Source organism: Roseomonas sp. WA12 (assembly GCF_054165765.1).
In genome coordinates this window covers 1-15,830 of sequence record NZ_JBSTUI010000004.1, presented here as the reverse complement: position 1 = coordinate 15,830, position 15,830 = coordinate 1, and the positions used below count along the sequence as shown (strand labels likewise).

Annotated in this window: 26 protein-coding genes; 2 read left to right on the top strand and 24 right to left on the bottom strand. The window is 67.1% G+C overall.

From position 1 onward, the window contains the following. Positions 1 to 28: 28 nt before the first annotated feature. The 24 genes from ACVBD7_RS26950 to ACVBD7_RS26835 form a co-directional block, all read right to left on the bottom strand. Positions 29 to 1,012, bottom strand: coding sequence for a DnaB-like helicase C-terminal domain-containing protein (locus ACVBD7_RS26950; RefSeq protein WP_458098584.1), 984 nt, complete (start codon positions 1,010 to 1,012; stop codon positions 29 to 31). A gap of 31 nt (positions 1,013 to 1,043) precedes the next feature. Next, on the bottom strand, positions 1,044 to 1,193 hold the full coding sequence (locus tag ACVBD7_RS26945; RefSeq protein WP_458098583.1) for a hypothetical protein: 150 nt from the start codon (positions 1,191 to 1,193) through the stop codon (positions 1,044 to 1,046). Then, positions 1,190 to 1,873, bottom strand: coding sequence for a toprim domain-containing protein (locus tag ACVBD7_RS26940; RefSeq protein ID WP_458098582.1), 684 nt, complete (start codon positions 1,871 to 1,873; stop codon positions 1,190 to 1,192). The genes ACVBD7_RS26945 and ACVBD7_RS26940 overlap by 4 nt, the downstream gene beginning before the upstream one ends. Continuing rightward, positions 1,873 to 2,058: a hypothetical protein gene (locus tag ACVBD7_RS26935; protein ID WP_458098581.1), complete on the bottom strand. Its 186-nt coding sequence runs from the start codon at positions 2,056 to 2,058 to the stop codon at positions 1,873 to 1,875. The genes ACVBD7_RS26940 and ACVBD7_RS26935 overlap by 1 nt, the downstream gene beginning before the upstream one ends. Further along, positions 2,055 to 2,261 carry a hypothetical protein gene (locus ACVBD7_RS26930; RefSeq protein WP_458098580.1) on the bottom strand — a complete coding sequence of 69 codons (207 nt, stop codon included), beginning with the start codon at positions 2,259 to 2,261 and terminating at the stop codon, positions 2,055 to 2,057. The genes ACVBD7_RS26935 and ACVBD7_RS26930 overlap by 4 nt, the downstream gene beginning before the upstream one ends. Beyond that, the gene (locus ACVBD7_RS26925) at positions 2,261 to 2,494 is read right to left on the bottom strand and encodes a hypothetical protein (RefSeq protein WP_458098579.1); all 234 of its coding nucleotides are present in this window, start codon (positions 2,492 to 2,494) and stop codon (positions 2,261 to 2,263) included. Before ACVBD7_RS26925 ends, ACVBD7_RS26930 begins: the two co-directional genes overlap by 1 nt. Before the next feature lie 4 nt (positions 2,495 to 2,498). Beyond that, positions 2,499 to 2,837 carry a RusA family crossover junction endodeoxyribonuclease gene (locus ACVBD7_RS26920; RefSeq protein ID WP_458098578.1) on the bottom strand — a complete coding sequence of 113 codons (339 nt, stop codon included), beginning with the start codon at positions 2,835 to 2,837 and terminating at the stop codon, positions 2,499 to 2,501. Positions 2,838 to 2,937: 100 nt separating this feature from the next. Continuing rightward, entirely contained in the window at positions 2,938 to 3,576 is a 639-nt protein-coding gene (locus ACVBD7_RS26915) for a hypothetical protein (RefSeq protein ID WP_458098577.1), read from the bottom strand. 40 nt (positions 3,577 to 3,616) lie between these two features. Next, on the bottom strand, positions 3,617 to 4,294 hold the full coding sequence (locus tag ACVBD7_RS26910) for a hypothetical protein (protein WP_458098576.1): 678 nt from the start codon (positions 4,292 to 4,294) through the stop codon (positions 3,617 to 3,619). A gap of 43 nt (positions 4,295 to 4,337) precedes the next feature. Then, positions 4,338 to 4,679 (bottom strand): hypothetical protein, encoded by a 342-nt coding sequence (locus ACVBD7_RS26905; RefSeq protein ID WP_458098575.1) that lies wholly within the window; start codon positions 4,677 to 4,679, stop codon positions 4,338 to 4,340. A 91-nt stretch (positions 4,680 to 4,770) separates the two neighbouring features. After that, positions 4,771 to 6,474 carry a DNA-directed RNA polymerase gene (locus ACVBD7_RS26900; protein ID WP_458098574.1) on the bottom strand — a complete coding sequence of 568 codons (1,704 nt, stop codon included), beginning with the start codon at positions 6,472 to 6,474 and terminating at the stop codon, positions 4,771 to 4,773. A gap of 6 nt (positions 6,475 to 6,480) precedes the next feature. Continuing rightward, complete coding sequence (locus ACVBD7_RS26895; protein WP_458098573.1) at positions 6,481 to 7,080, bottom strand: 2OG-Fe(II) oxygenase; 600 nt, start codon at positions 7,078 to 7,080, stop codon at positions 6,481 to 6,483. Positions 7,081 to 7,192: 112 nt separating this feature from the next. Continuing rightward, positions 7,193 to 7,393: a hypothetical protein gene (locus ACVBD7_RS26890; RefSeq protein WP_458098572.1), complete on the bottom strand. Its 201-nt coding sequence runs from the start codon at positions 7,391 to 7,393 to the stop codon at positions 7,193 to 7,195. Beyond that, positions 7,393 to 8,271 (bottom strand): hypothetical protein, encoded by an 879-nt coding sequence (locus ACVBD7_RS26885; RefSeq protein WP_458098571.1) that lies wholly within the window; start codon positions 8,269 to 8,271, stop codon positions 7,393 to 7,395. The genes ACVBD7_RS26890 and ACVBD7_RS26885 overlap by 1 nt, the downstream gene beginning before the upstream one ends. Positions 8,272 to 8,347: 76 nt before the next feature. Further along, entirely contained in the window at positions 8,348 to 9,442 is a 1,095-nt protein-coding gene (locus tag ACVBD7_RS26880) for a tyrosine-type recombinase/integrase (RefSeq protein ID WP_458098570.1), read from the bottom strand. Beyond that, on the bottom strand, positions 9,442 to 9,792 hold the full coding sequence (locus ACVBD7_RS26875; protein ID WP_458098569.1) for a hypothetical protein: 351 nt from the start codon (positions 9,790 to 9,792) through the stop codon (positions 9,442 to 9,444). The genes ACVBD7_RS26880 and ACVBD7_RS26875 overlap by 1 nt, the downstream gene beginning before the upstream one ends. Beyond that, complete coding sequence (locus ACVBD7_RS26870; protein ID WP_458098568.1) at positions 9,792 to 10,178, bottom strand: helix-turn-helix domain-containing protein; 387 nt, start codon at positions 10,176 to 10,178, stop codon at positions 9,792 to 9,794. The genes ACVBD7_RS26875 and ACVBD7_RS26870 overlap by 1 nt, the downstream gene beginning before the upstream one ends. Before the next feature lie 936 nt (positions 10,179 to 11,114). After that, the gene (locus ACVBD7_RS26865; protein WP_458098567.1) at positions 11,115 to 11,258 is read right to left on the bottom strand and encodes a hypothetical protein; all 144 of its coding nucleotides are present in this window, start codon (positions 11,256 to 11,258) and stop codon (positions 11,115 to 11,117) included. A 3-nt stretch (positions 11,259 to 11,261) separates the two neighbouring features. Further along, positions 11,262 to 11,423 carry a hypothetical protein gene (locus ACVBD7_RS26860; RefSeq protein ID WP_458098566.1) on the bottom strand — a complete coding sequence of 54 codons (162 nt, stop codon included), beginning with the start codon at positions 11,421 to 11,423 and terminating at the stop codon, positions 11,262 to 11,264. A 92-nt stretch (positions 11,424 to 11,515) separates the two neighbouring features. Further along, entirely contained in the window at positions 11,516 to 11,764 is a 249-nt protein-coding gene (locus ACVBD7_RS26855) for a hypothetical protein (protein ID WP_458098565.1), read from the bottom strand. A gap of 3 nt (positions 11,765 to 11,767) precedes the next feature. Further along, positions 11,768 to 12,097 carry a hypothetical protein gene (locus tag ACVBD7_RS26850; RefSeq protein ID WP_458098564.1) on the bottom strand — a complete coding sequence of 110 codons (330 nt, stop codon included), beginning with the start codon at positions 12,095 to 12,097 and terminating at the stop codon, positions 11,768 to 11,770. Positions 12,098 to 12,100: 3 nt separating this feature from the next. Further along, positions 12,101 to 12,379, bottom strand: a complete 279-nt coding sequence (locus tag ACVBD7_RS26845) for a hypothetical protein (RefSeq protein WP_458098563.1) — start codon at positions 12,377 to 12,379, stop codon at positions 12,101 to 12,103. Positions 12,380 to 12,540: 161 nt separating this feature from the next. Further along, on the bottom strand, positions 12,541 to 12,948 hold the full coding sequence (locus ACVBD7_RS26840) for a hypothetical protein (protein WP_458098562.1): 408 nt from the start codon (positions 12,946 to 12,948) through the stop codon (positions 12,541 to 12,543). Positions 12,949 to 13,072: 124 nt separating this feature from the next. Then, positions 13,073 to 13,270, bottom strand: a complete 198-nt coding sequence (locus ACVBD7_RS26835; protein WP_458098561.1) for a hypothetical protein — start codon at positions 13,268 to 13,270, stop codon at positions 13,073 to 13,075. Positions 13,271 to 14,091: 821 nt separating this feature from the next. Here ACVBD7_RS26835 and ACVBD7_RS26830 point away from each other — a divergent pair. After that, positions 14,092 to 15,114 carry a hypothetical protein gene (locus ACVBD7_RS26830; RefSeq protein WP_458098560.1) on the top strand — a complete coding sequence of 341 codons (1,023 nt, stop codon included), beginning with the start codon at positions 14,092 to 14,094 and terminating at the stop codon, positions 15,112 to 15,114. Positions 15,115 to 15,119: 5 nt separating this feature from the next. Further along, positions 15,120 to 15,830, top strand: a 711-nt coding sequence (locus tag ACVBD7_RS26825) for a hypothetical protein (RefSeq protein ID WP_458098559.1), incomplete at its 3' end; no start/stop codon positions are given.

The following is a 15,830-nucleotide window of genomic DNA, read 5'->3' as shown; positions in this document are numbered from 1 at the left end:
GTCGCACTTCCGACATACGCGCGCCTCGTCAGAATGGGAGGTCGTCTCCTCCATTTTTGTTGTCCTTCTTTTCCGGCGCGGAGGTCTCCTCCATGCGGCCAGTTTCTGTGTCGAACCTGACGTAGCCGAGGATCCCCGTGACGCCGGTTTTGCGGCACTTGAGGCTCCGCACCGCGGCCTTGTCCTTGGTCTCTGGGTCCTCCGACTGTTGGTCCCGCTCGAGGGCGAGAACCACGTCGGAAAGCTGTGCAATAGACTGAGACCCGCGGAGATCGGCCAGCGCGATCCGGCCTCCTTCCTCGTGGCTCTTTCCGCCCCCGCCGACCCGCTTCAGGTGGCAGATGGCGTGGAGGGTGACGCCCGTCTCCTCGACGAGGCTGCGCAGGAGGGTCATCAGACGATCAATCGTCCGCCTCTCGTCGCCCTCGGCGTCCATGCCGCTGACCACGATGGAGATGTGGTCCAGCACGACCGTGCGAGCCCCGCACGCCTTGATCATGAAGCGCATCTTGGACAGCAGCTCGCCGTCCTCCATCGAGCCGAAGTGGTCGTAGGTCCAGAAGCGCCCCGAGCCGACCGTCTCATCGAAGGCCGCTCGGATCGTGGGGTCGCCCTTGTCGAACCCGCCCAGCATCAGCCGGCGCGACAGGTGGATCCCGACGTAGCCCAGGCCGGTCTGCCCGACGTTCTCCTCGAGACGGAGGTCCGCCACGGGGATGCCCTGCACCAGGTCTGCGTAGGCGACCTCGCGCACCAGGGTGGACTTCCCCATGCCCGACCCCGAGACCCACATGACGAGCTGGCCGGGGTAGATCCCGCCGAGGCCGTCCGTGGTCGAGTTGAGGAACGAGTAGGGGTAGGGGCGGCCCGGCTCGGCCGCGTTCATCATGGCGTCCCAGAGGTCGGTCCCTGCGACCACCCCACCAGGGCGCCACGCACGGGCCTCATAGACGGCGATGCAAATATCCTTGACCCTCCCCGCCTGGAGAAGGTCCGATGCGTCCTTGTTCATGCGGACTTCTCCATGTGGGGTTGTATAGACGTCACACAGGCTCGCGGGTCTGGTAGCCACACGCCTGGAAGTAGGCGCGCTGCACCACGAAGAAGTCGCGCCATGCCTCGGCGCTGCCGCGGAGACAGGCCTCGTCGTAAGCCTTGTCGACGTCCATGCGGAGGGTCTGGCGGTTCTTCATGCTGGGGTCTCCACGATGCGGACTTTGCCGGGGGTGATGAGGAGAGCGACTTCCTCGCGCGCCTTGCGGCCATGCTCATCTGCGTCGAACCAGAGGCAGACGTTTTCGTAGCCCTCGACGAACTCGAGGCTCTGCTTCACGTCCTTCACGGCCCCCTTGGCGCCCCGCTTCACGGAGACCACGGGCCAGGACAGGTTGAAGGCCTGGGCGACGGACAGGCAGTCCAGCTCGCCCTCGGTGATGACCAGCCGCTTCCCACCGCCGCGCCACAGTTGCTGCCCGAAGAGGCCGGCACGGTCGATGTCGCCGATGATCGGCATGCTCGACTTGTCGGCCCCGCGGAGCTTCTGCGCGCACAGCTCGCCCGTGGAGAGGTCGTGATAGGGCGCGATCTGCACCATCTCGCCGTTGCCCTTCTGGCCGACGAGGTAGCCGAACTTCTTGCAAGTCTCCGCGGAGATCCCGCGCTTGCGGAGGGCCGTCACCTCGCCCTCGAGGAAGTCGTAGTCCATGCGCTTGCCTCCTCGAGGGGTTGTGGAGACGTCTCCATCGCCGGGGGTGAAGGTCTCGCAGACGAAGCAGTAGGCGTGCCCGTCGTCGTAGACCGCTCGGCCGTCGGAGGAGCCGCAGTCGCAGGGCCCCTTCTCGATGGCCGTGCTGCTGCTCTCCTCGCGGTCCATCAGCGGGTCACCCACTCCAGAATGACCGCCGCGGGGCCGCCCTCCATGGTGACCAGCTTGTTGCTCGCCGCGTCGGTCGCGTCGGGCAGACCCTGGATGACCATGTTGTTCGGGTAGTAGGCCTTCAGGGCGGCTATCACCTCGACCTTGGAGAAGGTCGCGTTTGCCTTGCGGGTCACGTTCATGCGCCGGCCTCCGTGAGGGTCTCTTCGGCGAGCTGCGTAAACTCGCGGTTGTACGCATCGAGGTCGGCGAGGATGTCCTCGCGCATCCCGGCGAGGGCCTTCATGCCGCCCAGAAGGGCGCAGGCGGCGACCACACACCGCTGCGCGTCGGTGAACCCGGCGGCGTCGACGGCCGCCTGTACGCGCTTCTCGAGGTCATCCATCAGTAGTGGCTCCAGGGGGTGATCGGGAAGGCCAGCGAGAGCTGGTCGACCACGTCGGTCTCCAGGGTCGCCGGGTGGACCGCGCCGGTCAGGCCCTGCCAGATTCCGGTGAGCTGGTCGTAGGCGGCGGCCAGACCCGGCTCGAGGTCTTCGATGCCGAGCAGGCGGGCTTCGCTGGGCCCCACCGCCGCGAGCAGCTCGATGAGGGCGTTCAGCGTCTTCAGTGGGGCCATGGGGTCAGTCCTCCAGAGTGTTGATGATGAGGTGGACGCCTTCGATCTCGCCGGGTTCGGCCCATCGCTTGGCGGTGAACAGGCGCTCGACCTGGTCGTCGTCCTCCCAGAGCCGCTGCGTCTTCGTGATGGCGTCGAGCGGGCTCTTGGCGAGGTTGTCGGTGTCGCCCTTGGGGCGGAACAGGATGGTCTTCTTGGGTTTCGGGAAGATGCTCTCCAGGCCCACGACGACCCCGCGCGTGTGCGGATCGACGTCGGGAAGGGCCAGGGCGAACTCGCGCTGCAGCACGCCAGCAACAGCCGCGTAGGTCTCACCCCAGTAGATCCTGCCGTTGCGCCCCACCTTCCGTTGCGGAGGGCAGGGCGTGCAGGCGACGAACAGGTGAAGCGCCGAGGCGAGGGCCAGACGCCGAAGCGCCTGACCAGCCCGGTCTAGGAGACCCTCAGAAGTCCGCATCGCCGCTCGGCGCGCTGCCGCCGTTGGAGGACGCGGGGGTCTCGTCGTGGAAGCCTTCCTCGCCCTCGGCGCTCCAGCCGCCCTCGACCGCATCGAAGCCGCCGCCGGCATCGCCGCCCTGGCCGCGCTCGACGACCTGAACGCCCAGCAGGCGGGCGGACACGCCGAACACCTTCACGACGACGGTCTTCTTGCCCTCGCGGACATTCTCCGTCTTCTCGTAGGGGAACAGGCTGTACTTCAGGCGCACCTTGTCGCCGGCCCGCGGGAACACGCCCTTGGGGAGCGGCTTGCCGCGCGCATCGGCGAACTTCGGCTGGAACTTCGACTTGGCGATCAGCAGGGTCTTGCCGTGCAGCTCCTCGTCGTTGCGGTCGTCGCCGTCGTTCCACGGCATCTTCACGTCTTCGTCGCCGGGGTAGTTCTCGCCGAAGGTCTCCTTGGCGAGCTTCAGGATCGCGGCGCGGTGATCCTCGGGCACGTCATCCAGGGCGACCGTGGCCTTGTACTTGCCGTCGGGCTTGAAGCTCGCGCCCTCGGGAGCCTTCGTGTCGGGCGCCTTCAGGAAGCTGAAGAGCATGGGCGCGGCGATGGTCGTCAGGATGATCAGCGGGGTCTTCGCCATGTGGTTGTCCTTGCGTGGGGATGTGGAGTTGTGGAGACGATCAGGAGATCGTCACGGACGCCGGGATGGCGGCCACGGCTGGGACGGCCTGGACGGTCTCGACGTGGTAGCCTGCGTCGTAGAGCATCGCCTGCAACACGGTGCGGCTGTTCTGGGCGTAGGTGTCCGTGTGACGGGCGTCATAGCCGGCGATGGACGTCAGGCGGGTCTTGATGACCTCGACCAGCTTCGCCGCGCGCGGGTCCTGGGCGGGGGTCTCGATCTTCCGGGCGAGGTTCGTCCAGTAGATGCACTGCGTGCCGCGGCTGGACCCCTGCGGAAAGACCTGTTCGAAGTACGGGCAGGTAGAGCCGTCCTGCGAGGACAGCACGAACTCCGCGTTGTCTTCGTAGCGGTCCTCGTAGTTCCGCTCGCCCGCATCGCGCGGATGGACACCGTCACGAACCAGAACGAATACCTCGGGGCCGGGCTGGAGGAGCCTGCCCTCTTCGGTGGTCATCGGGACGAGGGTCGCCGGCTCCACGGCCAGCTCGAGGCACCCCTCGCCGCAGGCGATCTCGTGCTTGGTGTCGGAGTGCCCGCGGCGCTGGACCCACGGACAGGAGCTGTCGTCCTCGAGGACCGTCACGATGTCGCCGACGACTAGCCTCCGCTGGCCCATGTAGTCGTTACCGATCTTCGTCACGCGGCACACGTCGCCGTTCTTGAACTTGGCCATGTGGCTCTCCGTAAGGATGTCTGGTTGTGGGGTCGTGGAGACGTCAGGCGACGCCGGCCTCGGCCATCGCCAGGGCATCGGCCGCCTGCTCGGGGAGGACCGTGTCGTCCACCGCCATGGAGCGCGCCGTGGCCATCTCGATGCCGGTCAGGGCGAACTCGTCCTGCGCCAGGGTGGAGAGGCAGATCGCGAGGCGCTCGGGGGCGTCCGCGAGGTTCAGCCCGGCGGCGTCCAGGGCGCGGACGAAGAGGGCCGCCGCCGCGAGGATCTGCCCGGCCTTGCTGGCAGAGCGCGCGTCCAGGGTGCGGGCCAGGGAGAGCATGGTGGAGACCGTCTCGACCCGGAGGGCGGACACGGCGCTGGCAGGGAGGTCGGAGAGGTTCATCAGGAGGTTCCTTTGAGGGGGCATGGGCACCCTCGCCTAAGGGATGCGCTTATTGGCACGTCGGCAGTGTTAGGTGTGCGGATCGGTGTAGTCAGGAGAAGAAGAAGGGAGCCTTGGTGACCTCCGTGATGTCGAACGAGCCGCGAGCCGGCGGGGGCGGGAGGTCCACATGCGGGGCGGCCAGGGCGAACCCTTCGGCCAGCCGCTCGAGCTGGTTCACGCTGTACATCTTGACGAAGGTGCTGCGGAGGACGGCCGACATGGTAGTCGTGTCCGCGGCGTGCGTGCCGTAGCTGTCATGGATCATGGCGAAGTCCTTCATGCCGTAGTGGCGGGCGCACGCACTGACGGTCGACGCGAGGTGCGAGGCGTCGAACGAGTGGACGACGTTGGGCGCCGCCCCCAGGGCCTGCTTCTTGGCGTCCAGGGGCGACCCCGGAACCTCCTCGACCAGCCGCAGCGCGCCCACCAGGGTGCGGACCTGACGGCTCGCCGTGACGTGGTAGGCCTGCCGGATCGTGGAGCCCGTGGGGGTCGTCCAATCGAAGGGTACGCCCGCCTCGCCCATCTTGAAGGCGCACGTCTGGAGCCACGCCATGATCTCCTTGGCCGCCGTGACTGTGCCAGAGAGGGCGTCCACCATGCAGTCTCGGAAGAAGCCGGCGGCGTCCTTCGGGCTGACCAGGTCTGAGTGCGGGACCTTGCCGTCCTGCAGGAGCTGCCGGCGGATCCCCTCGTCGCTGACGCCGTAGGGGGTCGCCAGGACGCCACGCTTCACAGCGCCGCGGTTGACGTGACCCATCCAGACCAGCGCCTCGGGGACTCCCTTGGCGGCGGCCAACTCGACCAGCCGGCGGGCGTGGTCCGCCACGGCGACATAGATGTCCCGGCGCTCGGGGGAGGACGTGAGGTTGGTCTCGAGGGCGCCCTTGGGGTCGAGCCCCATGGCGGACAGGTGCTGCAGACCGTTGCACGTCCCGTCTAACGGGATGGGGAGATGCGAGAGGTATTCGTCGCGGTAGGTCTGCGACGTCTGGAACGCCTGGGCCAGCTCGATGGCAGTCGCCAGGAAGGCCCAGGGCTCGCCGATCTCCTCGCCGGTCTCCTGGCAGTAGGACCAGAGGCGCCAGTCGAGCGGGTTCCGGGCGATGCGTTCGAACAGCTCGACGTTGTCCATGGCCCAGGCCACGCGGGCGTCCAGGGGGAGCTTGTCGTGCCCGAACGAGGAGGCCGCCCGCACGCAGAGCCAGTAGAGGCCTGTGGGGCCCAGCGGCTTGCCATCGGCGAAGTGGATCAGGTTCTTCGACAGGTCGTTGCCCTGGGGGCTCAGACCCCCGCAGGCGGCCGGGTAGCGGCGACCCCGGAAGTCCATCACCCAGGGGAAGAAGAAGCGCGGATGCTCCTCCATGTCGTCGCACGTCATCAGGGCGTCGAGGAAGGCCTGCCGCTTGCCGTGACGCGAGGCGTTCTCGCCGTGGATCTTGCCGAGCTGCGCCTTGTGCTTCTTGCGAGCGGCGTCATCCATGCCGGTCCACACGTCGTCGCCCAGCTTCTCGGGGACGGTCAGAAAGGAATCTCCAGGGATCAGGGCGCACGCCTCGGGGGCGGCGAACAGGGTACGCGCGGTCCACAGCAGGCCCCGGTTCAGGGACCAGGGGGTCGCCCCCAGCGTGTTCGACACGTCGAGGTCGAGCTGGGAGATAGGCCGCTCGGGGAGACCGCTGGTGTGGCGGTGTCCGGTCGAGAGGACCGCGGGGAGCCGGTGGGTGAAGTAACCGCCCTCGAGTGCGTCCATGATCGTTCAGGCTCCTGGGATCGCCAGCTCGGCCAGCTCGCGCTGCCGGATGGCTTCGTGTGCGTCGTCGAAGAGGAAGGTCAGGTAGGCGTAGCGGGAGCCGCGGGTGACGGGGGCGACCGAGTGTTCCCGCGAGCAGGGGAAGACCACGGCGTCACCCGCCTCGGCGCGCGGGCCGATACCCCGGCCGGGCCCGTCGTGGAGGCAGAGGAAGCCCCCATCGAAGTCGTGGTTCAGCGCCACGGAGACCGCCCACTGGCGATGCCGGGTGCCGGGGAACAGGTTGTCCGTGTGCGGGGCGAACCGGCCGCCGGGCGCGTCATAGCGGGCGACGAGGTGGCGCTCGATGTGCCAGAACTCGCGGGGTAGATTCGGTCGGATCAGGCGGTTCGTGAGGGCATTGACGAGGTCGTAGGTCGTCACCGGGTCCGTCACATAGTGGTCCGTGCGGCTCTTCAGACTGGGCTCGATCCGCTCGGCGTACTTGCCGTCCTCCTGCGGCCACATGAAGCCGCTCTCGCGGTTGGTCGTGCCGTGGAGGTCGATGAGCTTGTGGCAAAGCGCCGGGGAGAAGACCCCAGGCACGATAATATAGGGCGGGGTCATTCCTCTTCGTCCTTCAGGGCGGCCAGCGCTTCACGCAGCTCGATCCGAGCCTCGCCCAGCTCCTCCTCGAGGCGCTGGATGCGCTCGCGGATCTCCTCAATGTCCTCGCGGGTCATGCCATGATCCCCCGCAGGATCGCCCCGGTCTCTTCCCGCTGGTCGCGGCGGCCGAGGTTGTAGGCCCTGCGGAGGGCGGCGAGGATCTCGACCGGGCCCTTGTAGCCGGTCAGGTCGAAGATGACTTCGCGCCGCGGACCCGTTCCGGCCACGATGTCGTTCTCTTTGATCTCGAGGGGCGTGGTGAGGGCCTGCATCAGGCGGCTTCCTTCTCGCGGTACTGCCAGGGCAGCGGGGGGATGATCATGGGGCGCAGCATCGGGCGGGCGATCTCTGCGCGGGCGGACGCGTCGGCCATCGCCTCGACGGCCTTGGGGGTCAGCGTGATGCACATCGGGCGGTGTGTCGGGAGGCCGTCGCCGACCTGATCCTTGCCGAACCACTCCGGGGCGCCGGTCACCAGGGCGTCGCCGAGGGCCCCGCCGATGGAGCTGACGAGATCCTCGGACCACTTGGTAGACCTGGCGCCCGTGATGCGCGCCGCGAACCGACCCCAGGCCCGGCGGTTGGCCTCGGGGTGTCGGCGACGCCAATCTTTCAGGAGCTGGTCAGCGTGCGTCTCGGACAGCACCTTGGACAGCTCGCGGACTAACTCGGCGTCCTGCTGGGCGGCGGCCACCTTGGCGGCCTTGCGGAGCGGCGCGACGGCCTTGCGCTGGGCGGCCTCCTGCTCGGCGACAAACCGGTCGTGGTCCGCCTGATCCCGCAGGACGACGCCGACCCGCTTGTTGAACACGGTACAAGTCGTGCCGACGACACTCGCCGTCAGAATCCCGGCGCGGAGGGCGGTGCAGACGGCCACAACGGCCAAGACGTCAGCCCCGAAGGACTGAAACACGTTGAGCCAATCCGGCGGCCGGGTCGGGTACTCCTGCGAGCGCATCTCCTCGATCCGCGCCGCGACGGGCCGCACGGTCTCATAGAGGACGCGCCGCCCGGGCGGCATGGAGGCCGGGTCGCCGTTCTTCTGGGCCGCCAGGAGGGCCGCCTCATAGCGCCGCACGGCGCGCTGAACGGCGAGCTGCTCCCAGTCAGCCTCACGCTTGAAGTCGAAGATGCTGGTCTGGTCTTCCATCGGATGTCCTATGTGTGCAGACCGGTGTTAGACCGGGATGGGCACCCCTGGCTAAGGGATGCGCTTATTGGCACGATCAGATGGCCAGGGCCGCCGCGGCGCGCTTCATGACCTCGGAGCCCTGCACGCGAGCATACCGCTTCGTCTGCGAGATAGACGCGTGGCCCAGGAGCGGCTGGATCTCGTCGAGGCCCAGACCCGCCTGCCGCAGCCAGGACGCATAGGTGTGCCGCAGGGTGTGGATCGTGGCGCGGCCGTACTGCAGCACCAGCGAGGGGTCGTTCAGCCCCGCGGCGTCCATCGCCCGGCCAATCTGGCGGCAGGCGACCCGCGGAACGTCCCCCGCGGCGCCCGGGAAGAGCAGCTCCCCGTTCGTCGACGCGCAGCGCCGGGCGATCACCTCCACGACCTCGTCGATCAGGGGAACCGAGCGGCTCTTGCCGGTCTTCTTGGCGTAGAGGGTGGCGATCTTCGCCTCGACCCGGCTGCGGGTGAGCGACGCGGCCTCCTGCCAGCGCGCCCCGGTGAAGGTCAGCACCACGACCAGGTCTAGGGCATCCTGGCGCTGCGTCCGCAGGCGAGCGTTCGGGGCGACCACCTTGGCGGCGCGGCCGATGGCAGAGGGACGGTCGGGGTCCAGCGCCTCGAGCAGTCGCGCGTACTCCTCGCGGGAGAGGTAGCGGTCCTTCTCGGCGTCCGCGGGCACGTCCCACTTCGTGACAGCCATGGGGCGGGCCCCGAGGATCTCGGCGGCATACCGGCCGGCGGCGCGGAGGAGGCGCAGCTCGTTGCCGAGCGTCCCCGCCTTGTTGCCCTCGAGGGCCCGCGCGATGCGGAGCCGCTCGATCAGGGGGCCGTCGATCTTCGACAGACGGGTGGTGCCGGGGATGGCGAAGCGACTGCCCTCCCCGATCAGGCCCAGGGTCTTGTCGGCGAGCCGGCGGTAGGCGTCGGCGCTGCTCTCCCCGCCATTCGCACGGGTGCGAGCCACATAGGCGTCCAGGGCGTCGGCGAGGGTCATATCCTGCTGCGCCTGGGCGGGCTGCTCGGCGAGGATCCGCTTGGCGGCCTCGGCGGCTTTCCGGCGGTTGCTCTCGCCGGTCGAGACGCGGCGCCCGTCGGGGAGCGCGACGTAGAGGAAGGGGCTGTCCTCGCGGGAGTACAGGCGCATCAGGCGGGGTCCTCGCCAGGGGTGGCCACGAAGAGCGCGGCGACCAGGGGGCCCAGGACGGCGTTGCCCGTCAGCTCGGCGGCATCTTGCCCGCGGAACAGGACGGTGAAGCCATCAGCCGCCAGGACGACGAAGCTGATCGGACCCTCGGGCGAATCTTTGTGCGGGGTCAGAACAAATCCCAGTTTTCCGACGAGGGAGGCGTCGCTGAACCAGCAGTAAGGCTGGCCGTCTTCGGTGCGCTCGATGACGAACTCGGGCTTCAGGCCGACCGTCAGTACAGGCGCCATGTAGGCGATCAGAGAATCAGCCGCAGTCTGCAGCGCGGCTAACGTGGCGGGGGAGAGCATTATCCATCCTGTTCAGAGGGTTTACCCGAGGCGGCGAAACGCTCGGGAAGGAATGCGTTCAGTCTGTCCGAGGCTGACTTAGGGTCCGCCGCGAATAGCATTACATAAGCCCAGGGGTTAGTCTTCTGCAAGACAACTTTCATGAACTCCTGAGGGTCTATCCCGAGGGCCTTGGAGAACGCGTAGTACCGCTCAGGCGGGACCACATTCCTGCCCAATTCGATAGCGCTAACAGCCGTATAGTATTCCATTCCCACAGCCTTCGCGAGCTGCGCCTGGGTGTATCCAAGTGCAGTGCGTCGAGACTTGATGTAATCGCCCAGCTCCTGCTTGAGCTTTTGAGCATTCACTCCACGGCCGAGCATCGGCTTTGACAGGTTTGCCATCTTGGCACCTCTGGTTGTTTCTCAGATATACTTGCAGACCGGCCAAACGCCCTACACCAGTCTGCGGACCCAAGACTAACCACGGGAAGGTTAGGTTATGCAACACGCTTAGAGCGCGATTCGCCAGTGTTCTCATTGTGTTCCTCCCTACGAATGCGTGAGGCAGTACGGTTGTATTACTTGAAGTTGTTCGCGTGGTTCTCCTTCGGAGGGAGACCCCGTGTAGGAGAGGGTTCTTCGACCCTCGTCCTCTGATCGTTGGGCGGAACGTCTAGGGCCGTTCGGCTGGACTTAACGATAGGCCTCTTGGCCTTAGGGATGCGCTTATTGGCAAACCCTGCAACTACAACAGGTTGACCCGCTCGACAGGGACCCAGCGCGTGAGACTCTTCGCTGCCGTTGCGTCTGTCTCAGGGGCGACGAGGGCGGCGGTGCCGACCCCAGGCGAGGGGGACGAGGCGACGAGCCTTACGACCCAGCTCCCCGCCCACGCGGCGAGGACGCGGAGATCCCCCCGAGAGCGAGGACGCCACGATACGCGACGTCCGACCAGAGGATGATCGGGATGTGTAGGCATGGCGATGTCTCCACATGGTGCTAGGAGGGGCTTGGAGGGGCCGCCAGGGGCTTTGCGAACAGCCGCGCTAGGGTAGCCCCATCGAGGGACGTGCAGGCCTCTGTAGGCCTCTCTGGACGGATGGCGGGGAGACCCCACACGGTGCGCCATGGCAGACGGCGCGCATCGTGCGTTCGCACGGGTCTCCCCTCTCCCCCGCCAGGGGAGAAACGCGATGTGATGTGTAAGCGACGCTGAGTCCAGCACGTCGCGAGACATTCCGCCAGCGGTAAGCGGGTTGACAGAATGTCTCGCGTCGAGCTGCGACAAAACGGTCACGACAGGGCCCCACATCGAGCATCTGTCGTGACCTGGTCGGGCTACGGGAACACCAGAAAGAGCAGCAGTGCCGCCATCAATAAGGCGGTCCAGAAGACCCCCGATAAGAAGGCGTCCACCTCGCGCCACCTGTCGGGCGGAAGAGGGTCGCGAAGGATCGGCGGGATGGTCGGGAAGCCGTCCATGCGTCAGCCCTCCACGGTCCAGAAGGCACAACCGGCGAGCAGCGCCGCGGCGTGTGCGTGTCGTCGTGCAGCGCGTCGCGACTTGGCGGGGAACTCCACGACCAGCGTGGGGACCAGCGCGCGGTACGTCTCAAAGAGACGCACGCGGTAGGATGTGAGGCTCACGCGTGGTCTCCCCCACGCGCGGCGACGGCGCCGAAGACTAACCCGCCGAGGATCGCGACGAGGAGCCAGAAGTAGAGCAGGGCGATCATGGGCTAGGCCCTCCGCGCGGCGGCAAGGCGTGCCTCTACGCGGTCCCGCATGACCGCAGCGGCGCCGTCGTAGCTATCCGCCGCGCTCACTTCCTCGGCACCCTCTGTGAACACGATGTCCCGCTTGGCGTGTCCGCCGAACCGAACGTCTCCGCCAGACAACCCGACGACCGCAGCGGCGTCCTCGGCGTAGTGGCAGGACGCGACGTACTCGCCGCGCCGGAAAACCTTCCAGGGAGGTGTTGCGGCCATGGGTCAGGCCTCCTTGCTGGGCGTGAGGGTGATGCGACCCGGCTCAAACGTGACGTCGACGTGCGTCGCGCCTGTGTCGCCGAGGAGGGTGCGGACGTCCGACCCCGTGAGGTCCATGATCGGCTTGCCGTCTGGCCTGCCGGTCACCTTGCGGGCCCCCGTGGGGTCTTCCATACGCTCAAGCTGGCAGACCAGCCGCCCAGCCTCCGCGCGATAGAAGTACGTCGTGCCCCCGATGAACCCGGCCCGTAATAACCGGGCGCCGTCCAACCACACGCGAGGGCGGCCCTTGTTGTTGCCCACCCTGACGCGGGCGGTTTCGATGTGGGCCATGGGTCAGGCCTCCCCGGAGAGGTAGTAGGACGTGACGGGACGCGCGGGGGCGCCCGCCCAGCCGCTCACGGAGACCCCGACGCGGATCCTCTGCCGGGTCTCCCACTCGGTCACATCGGCTCGATCCAGTAGGTGCCCACGCCGCGCCAGGAAGCGCGGCGTCCGTAGGACGATGTCCCGCGGACCCACCTCGGCGAAGAACTCTTCCTTGGACACGGCGCGAAGGCCGGTCAGCAGGTTTGGCAGCTCGGCGGCGACCGTCTCGAGGTATCGAGGCTTCATGTCTGTACGTCTCCATGTGGCGGGGTCTCCCCGTGCGATCCGGGGGCGAAGGCGCTTCGCGCGAGCCGCGTCGCGGCTATGCAGGCCTTCACTACGCGCGGCCCCGAAGGACCACGCGGGTGTGAGGGTCTACGAAGGGTTAGGTCGGCGGATCGGTGTAGTCAGTCCGCGGGATCGGCGGTGATGGGGGAGGCGTTCCAGCCGGTCAGCGCGGTGATCTGTAGGGAGCGCCCGATGTGTCGCGCCAGGGTCTTTGCGAACGCCTGCACGGCGCCGTCTCGACCCCAGGACTGCGGGCCGAACTCTAGGGCGAAGTGGAAGGCGGGGAAGTCGCGGTTGTTGGTCATCGGCTGGTAGACCATTCCGGGCCACTCGGCGGCAGCGGCGGCCTTCTTCGCCTTGTCCGACATCTCGGGGTCGCAGTAGGGCCCCCAGAGGACGGCGGGACCGCCCTCGGCGCTGGTGCAGTAGATGGCCCAGCGGTAGGCACCGCGCTTCGGCCCGTCAGATACGGGGATCATCACAAGGGAAACCGGGGCGGGCGAGGAGGCGAGCTGGTCGCGGGTCATGATGTCTTCTCCATTGGCAGGGACCGCCCGTGCGACTGGGCGTTGAAGCTCGATGCTTCACCACGCCACACGGCGGACCATGTGGCGGACGCGAGGCATAGAACGTCGGCGGATCGGTGTAGTTTCAGGCCGGGACTGTCTCGCCGCCGCGTCCAACCTTCAGCCCCATCAACTCGGCTGCGTGGGCTGCGTCGTCTCGGTTGTCGAACAGGGTTCCGTAGTTCCCCATCGAGATCGGCGTACCAGTGTGGGCGGCCCTCTCGGCGTGGTGGAAGATGAACGTCCAGGCCGCGTTGATCGGCAGGTAGCAGAGCGTGATCATGATGTTCTCTCCATTGGCAGGGTCCGCCCGTGCGACTGGGCGGCGATGCTCGGCGCATCGTGAAGCATGACCAGACGATCACGCTTCAAGAGGCGTCGCGGGAGGAAAGAGCTAGTGGTGGTTCCCTAGGTAGATGCCGGGAAGGCCTATCGCAGTGCGCGCCCCTCTGTGTCGGGGAGACTTGTGCGGGGTCTGGTCCGCCGCGTTCGGCTGGTCGGCGCCGTTCGGTGATCTCTATCTAGCACGTCTGCGGATCGGTGCAATCGCAAACGCTAAACTTTCCGCATTCGCATTGAATAATTCGGGGCCGGATTGGCTAACTCATTGATGCGCCACGATTTGCCAATAAGCGCATCCCTTAGAGGTCGCCCCGACCAAAGCCAGATCGCCCAGTTGCGAATCCATTTTTATCTTCACGACATCGAGAAGCTATACCACCATAGCAACGCGTGGAATTACACCAGGTCTTCCACCTCGCCCCGCCTATACGTCTCTACGTCCATCCCCTCTCTCCCCTTGTCCATGCTCTAGGAATCACAGTCAGCAATCCGTTGGGTTTGTGTCTGTGATTCCTAGCGCGTTGATTGAGATGGGCGAACGCGACGCTCGGTCGCCAGTGTGCGCCACAGTGTGCATTGACCCCCATGGGTTCGATCAGAAGTCGCTTCAAAACGCCGGTTAATGTCGTCGTTGTTGTTAATCATTCCCGACCCCCACGGGGATGACCCCCACCCCATCGCGCAGAACACCCTACCGCCTTCCGGTTCCCCGCCGGGTCCCTCCAACAGGGCCCGTGTGGGCCACCACCAGGTCCGCCCTCCATGCCCATCGAAAACGCAGCGCGCATCGACCAGCTCGACGCGACGAACCCGCTCGACACCGACCCCGTGCGCTCCAGCGCGCCGCACATCCGCCTCATCAAGCAGGCCCTGAAGTCCACCTTCCCGAACGTCACCGAGGTGATCTCCGCGTCCAGCGAGCAGATCAACCGCGTGATCGGCCGCGGCGCGGTACCCGGCGTCCTCGCTGTGGAGGCCCCCGCGAGCGCGACAGAGGGCGCGCAGATCGATCTCGAGGGAGCGGCGAACGGCCCGGTCTTCAGCATCGACCGTCTGCCCAACATCTTCCGCATCTTCTCCTCGCTCGCCAACCGCACACTCCCCGTCATCCACATGACCATCGACCGGGTGAGCGGCTGGACCGCGTTCAGCGGCCCCGTGTCCTCCCCCGCGATCATGCAGGACGGCAACCGGTTGGTACCCTACGGCGCCATCGTCCCGTTCTACCTCAGCGCCCCGCCGCTCGGCTGGCTGCTCTGCGACGGCACGAACGGCACGCCCGATCTCCGCAACCGCTTCATCCTCGGGGGTCTGACACCGGAGGTTGGCGCAACGGGAGGCGCTGCGTCGTACACCGCGTCGACCTCGTCGAACGGTGGGCACGGACACATCGTCGTCGCGGCGGGCGCGCACTCGCACGGCATCTCCATCCTTGAGGCCGGCTCGCACAACCATGGCGGCGCCACCCACGGCGCGTCCCTCACAGTCGACCAGCTCCCGCCGCATACGCACGGTACTTACCATCCCACGGGGTCTGGCGTCATCTCGGGCCCCACCGCTGCGTGGGCTGGCACAGCGACTGTACCGGATCAGACCGAAGCCGCCGGCAGCGGCGCGGCGCACGCCCACGGGATCAACGCCGACGGCGTCCACACCCACGGGGTCTCCATGAACGCCGACGGCTCCCACGGCCACGGCATCGAGGTGAACGGCGAGCATTCTCACACCGTCACCACGAACGCCATCCCGCCCTTCTACAAGCTCATCTTCTGCATGAAGGCCTGAACCCCATGACCACCCTGCCTGTCCGCAACCTCGCGGAGCGGGGTGTGCTTCTCGACCCTCACCCCTACGACCTCCCGAGCAACGCCTTCTCCTACGGCACCAACGTGTGGTTCGCCGACGGGAAGGCGTCTCGCGCGCCGATCTTCCGACTCATGAAGTCGGGCCTCTCGGCTGACCCCACGTTCTGCTTCGGCTACCGCCCCGCGAGTGGCTACGACCATGTCATGCTCGGCACGGTGGACGGGTCGATCACCCGCTACGTCGACCCCACGACGACGCCCGAGGACATCACGCCCACAGGCCGCGCGCCGCTCGCCAGCGACGAACAGTGGACCGGCTGCTTCCTGGGCGGGGTCGCGTACCTCAACCGCCCAACCCACACGCCGGCCGCCTTCCTGCCAGCCGCGACGCGCTTCGTCGAGCTGCCTGCCTGGGATCCTGCGCACCGCTGTAAGTCCCTGCGCGCCTACAAGGACGTCCTCGTCGCCATCAACGTCACGAAGGGCTCTGTCGTGCATCCGGCGATGGTCAAGTGGTCCGACGTCACGCTCGCCGACCAGACGCCCGGCTCCTGGGACGTGACTGACCTGTCCACCATCGCGAACGAGGTTGAGATCGCGCAGATCGAGGGCGGCTGGATCGACGGCGCCGTCCTCCGCAACGCCATGGTCCTCTACTCCTCCGATCAGGTGTGGGCCATGGAGTACACCGGGGAC

What these genes read in the sequence shown, in the direction of transcription:
- ACVBD7_RS26950 (WP_458098584.1), bottom strand. Translation starts at nt 1,012, where the DNA reads ATGAACAAGGACGCATCGGACCTTCTCCAGGCGGGGAGGGTCAAGGAT.
- ACVBD7_RS26945 (WP_458098583.1), bottom strand. Translation starts at nt 1,193, where the DNA reads ATGAAGAACCGCCAGACCCTCCGCATGGACGTCGACAAGGCTTACGAC.
- ACVBD7_RS26940 (WP_458098582.1), bottom strand. Translation starts at nt 1,873, where the DNA reads ATGGACCGCGAGGAGAGCAGCAGCACGGCCATCGAGAAGGGGCCCTGC.
- ACVBD7_RS26935 (WP_458098581.1), bottom strand. Translation starts at nt 2,058, where the DNA reads ATGAACGTGACCCGCAAGGCAAACGCGACCTTCTCCAAGGTCGAGGTG.
- ACVBD7_RS26930 (WP_458098580.1), bottom strand. Translation starts at nt 2,261, where the DNA reads ATGGATGACCTCGAGAAGCGCGTACAGGCGGCCGTCGACGCCGCCGGG.
- ACVBD7_RS26925 (WP_458098579.1), bottom strand. Translation starts at nt 2,494, where the DNA reads ATGGCCCCACTGAAGACGCTGAACGCCCTCATCGAGCTGCTCGCGGCG.
- ACVBD7_RS26915 (WP_458098577.1), bottom strand. Translation starts at nt 3,576, where the DNA reads ATGGCGAAGACCCCGCTGATCATCCTGACGACCATCGCCGCGCCCATG.
- ACVBD7_RS26910 (WP_458098576.1), bottom strand. Translation starts at nt 4,294, where the DNA reads ATGGCCAAGTTCAAGAACGGCGACGTGTGCCGCGTGACGAAGATCGGT.
- ACVBD7_RS26905 (WP_458098575.1), bottom strand. Translation starts at nt 4,679, where the DNA reads ATGAACCTCTCCGACCTCCCTGCCAGCGCCGTGTCCGCCCTCCGGGTC.
- ACVBD7_RS26900 (WP_458098574.1), bottom strand. Translation starts at nt 6,474, where the DNA reads ATGGACGCACTCGAGGGCGGTTACTTCACCCACCGGCTCCCCGCGGTC.
- ACVBD7_RS26895 (WP_458098573.1), bottom strand. Translation starts at nt 7,080, where the DNA reads ATGACCCCGCCCTATATTATCGTGCCTGGGGTCTTCTCCCCGGCGCTT.
- ACVBD7_RS26890 (WP_458098572.1), bottom strand. Translation starts at nt 7,393, where the DNA reads ATGCAGGCCCTCACCACGCCCCTCGAGATCAAAGAGAACGACATCGTG.
- ACVBD7_RS26885 (WP_458098571.1), bottom strand. Translation starts at nt 8,271, where the DNA reads ATGGAAGACCAGACCAGCATCTTCGACTTCAAGCGTGAGGCTGACTGG.
- ACVBD7_RS26880 (WP_458098570.1), bottom strand. Translation starts at nt 9,442, where the DNA reads ATGCGCCTGTACTCCCGCGAGGACAGCCCCTTCCTCTACGTCGCGCTC.
- ACVBD7_RS26875 (WP_458098569.1), bottom strand. Translation starts at nt 9,792, where the DNA reads ATGCTCTCCCCCGCCACGTTAGCCGCGCTGCAGACTGCGGCTGATTCT.
- ACVBD7_RS26870 (WP_458098568.1), bottom strand. Translation starts at nt 10,178, where the DNA reads ATGGCAAACCTGTCAAAGCCGATGCTCGGCCGTGGAGTGAATGCTCAA.
- ACVBD7_RS26865 (WP_458098567.1), bottom strand. Translation starts at nt 11,258, where the DNA reads ATGGACGGCTTCCCGACCATCCCGCCGATCCTTCGCGACCCTCTTCCG.
- ACVBD7_RS26855 (WP_458098565.1), bottom strand. Translation starts at nt 11,764, where the DNA reads ATGGCCGCAACACCTCCCTGGAAGGTTTTCCGGCGCGGCGAGTACGTC.
- ACVBD7_RS26850 (WP_458098564.1), bottom strand. Translation starts at nt 12,097, where the DNA reads ATGGCCCACATCGAAACCGCCCGCGTCAGGGTGGGCAACAACAAGGGC.
- ACVBD7_RS26845 (WP_458098563.1), bottom strand. Translation starts at nt 12,379, where the DNA reads ATGAAGCCTCGATACCTCGAGACGGTCGCCGCCGAGCTGCCAAACCTG.
- ACVBD7_RS26840 (WP_458098562.1), bottom strand. Translation starts at nt 12,948, where the DNA reads ATGACCCGCGACCAGCTCGCCTCCTCGCCCGCCCCGGTTTCCCTTGTG.
- ACVBD7_RS26835 (WP_458098561.1), bottom strand. Translation starts at nt 13,270, where the DNA reads ATGATCACGCTCTGCTACCTGCCGATCAACGCGGCCTGGACGTTCATC.
- ACVBD7_RS26830 (WP_458098560.1), top strand. Translation starts at nt 14,092, where the DNA reads ATGCCCATCGAAAACGCAGCGCGCATCGACCAGCTCGACGCGACGAAC.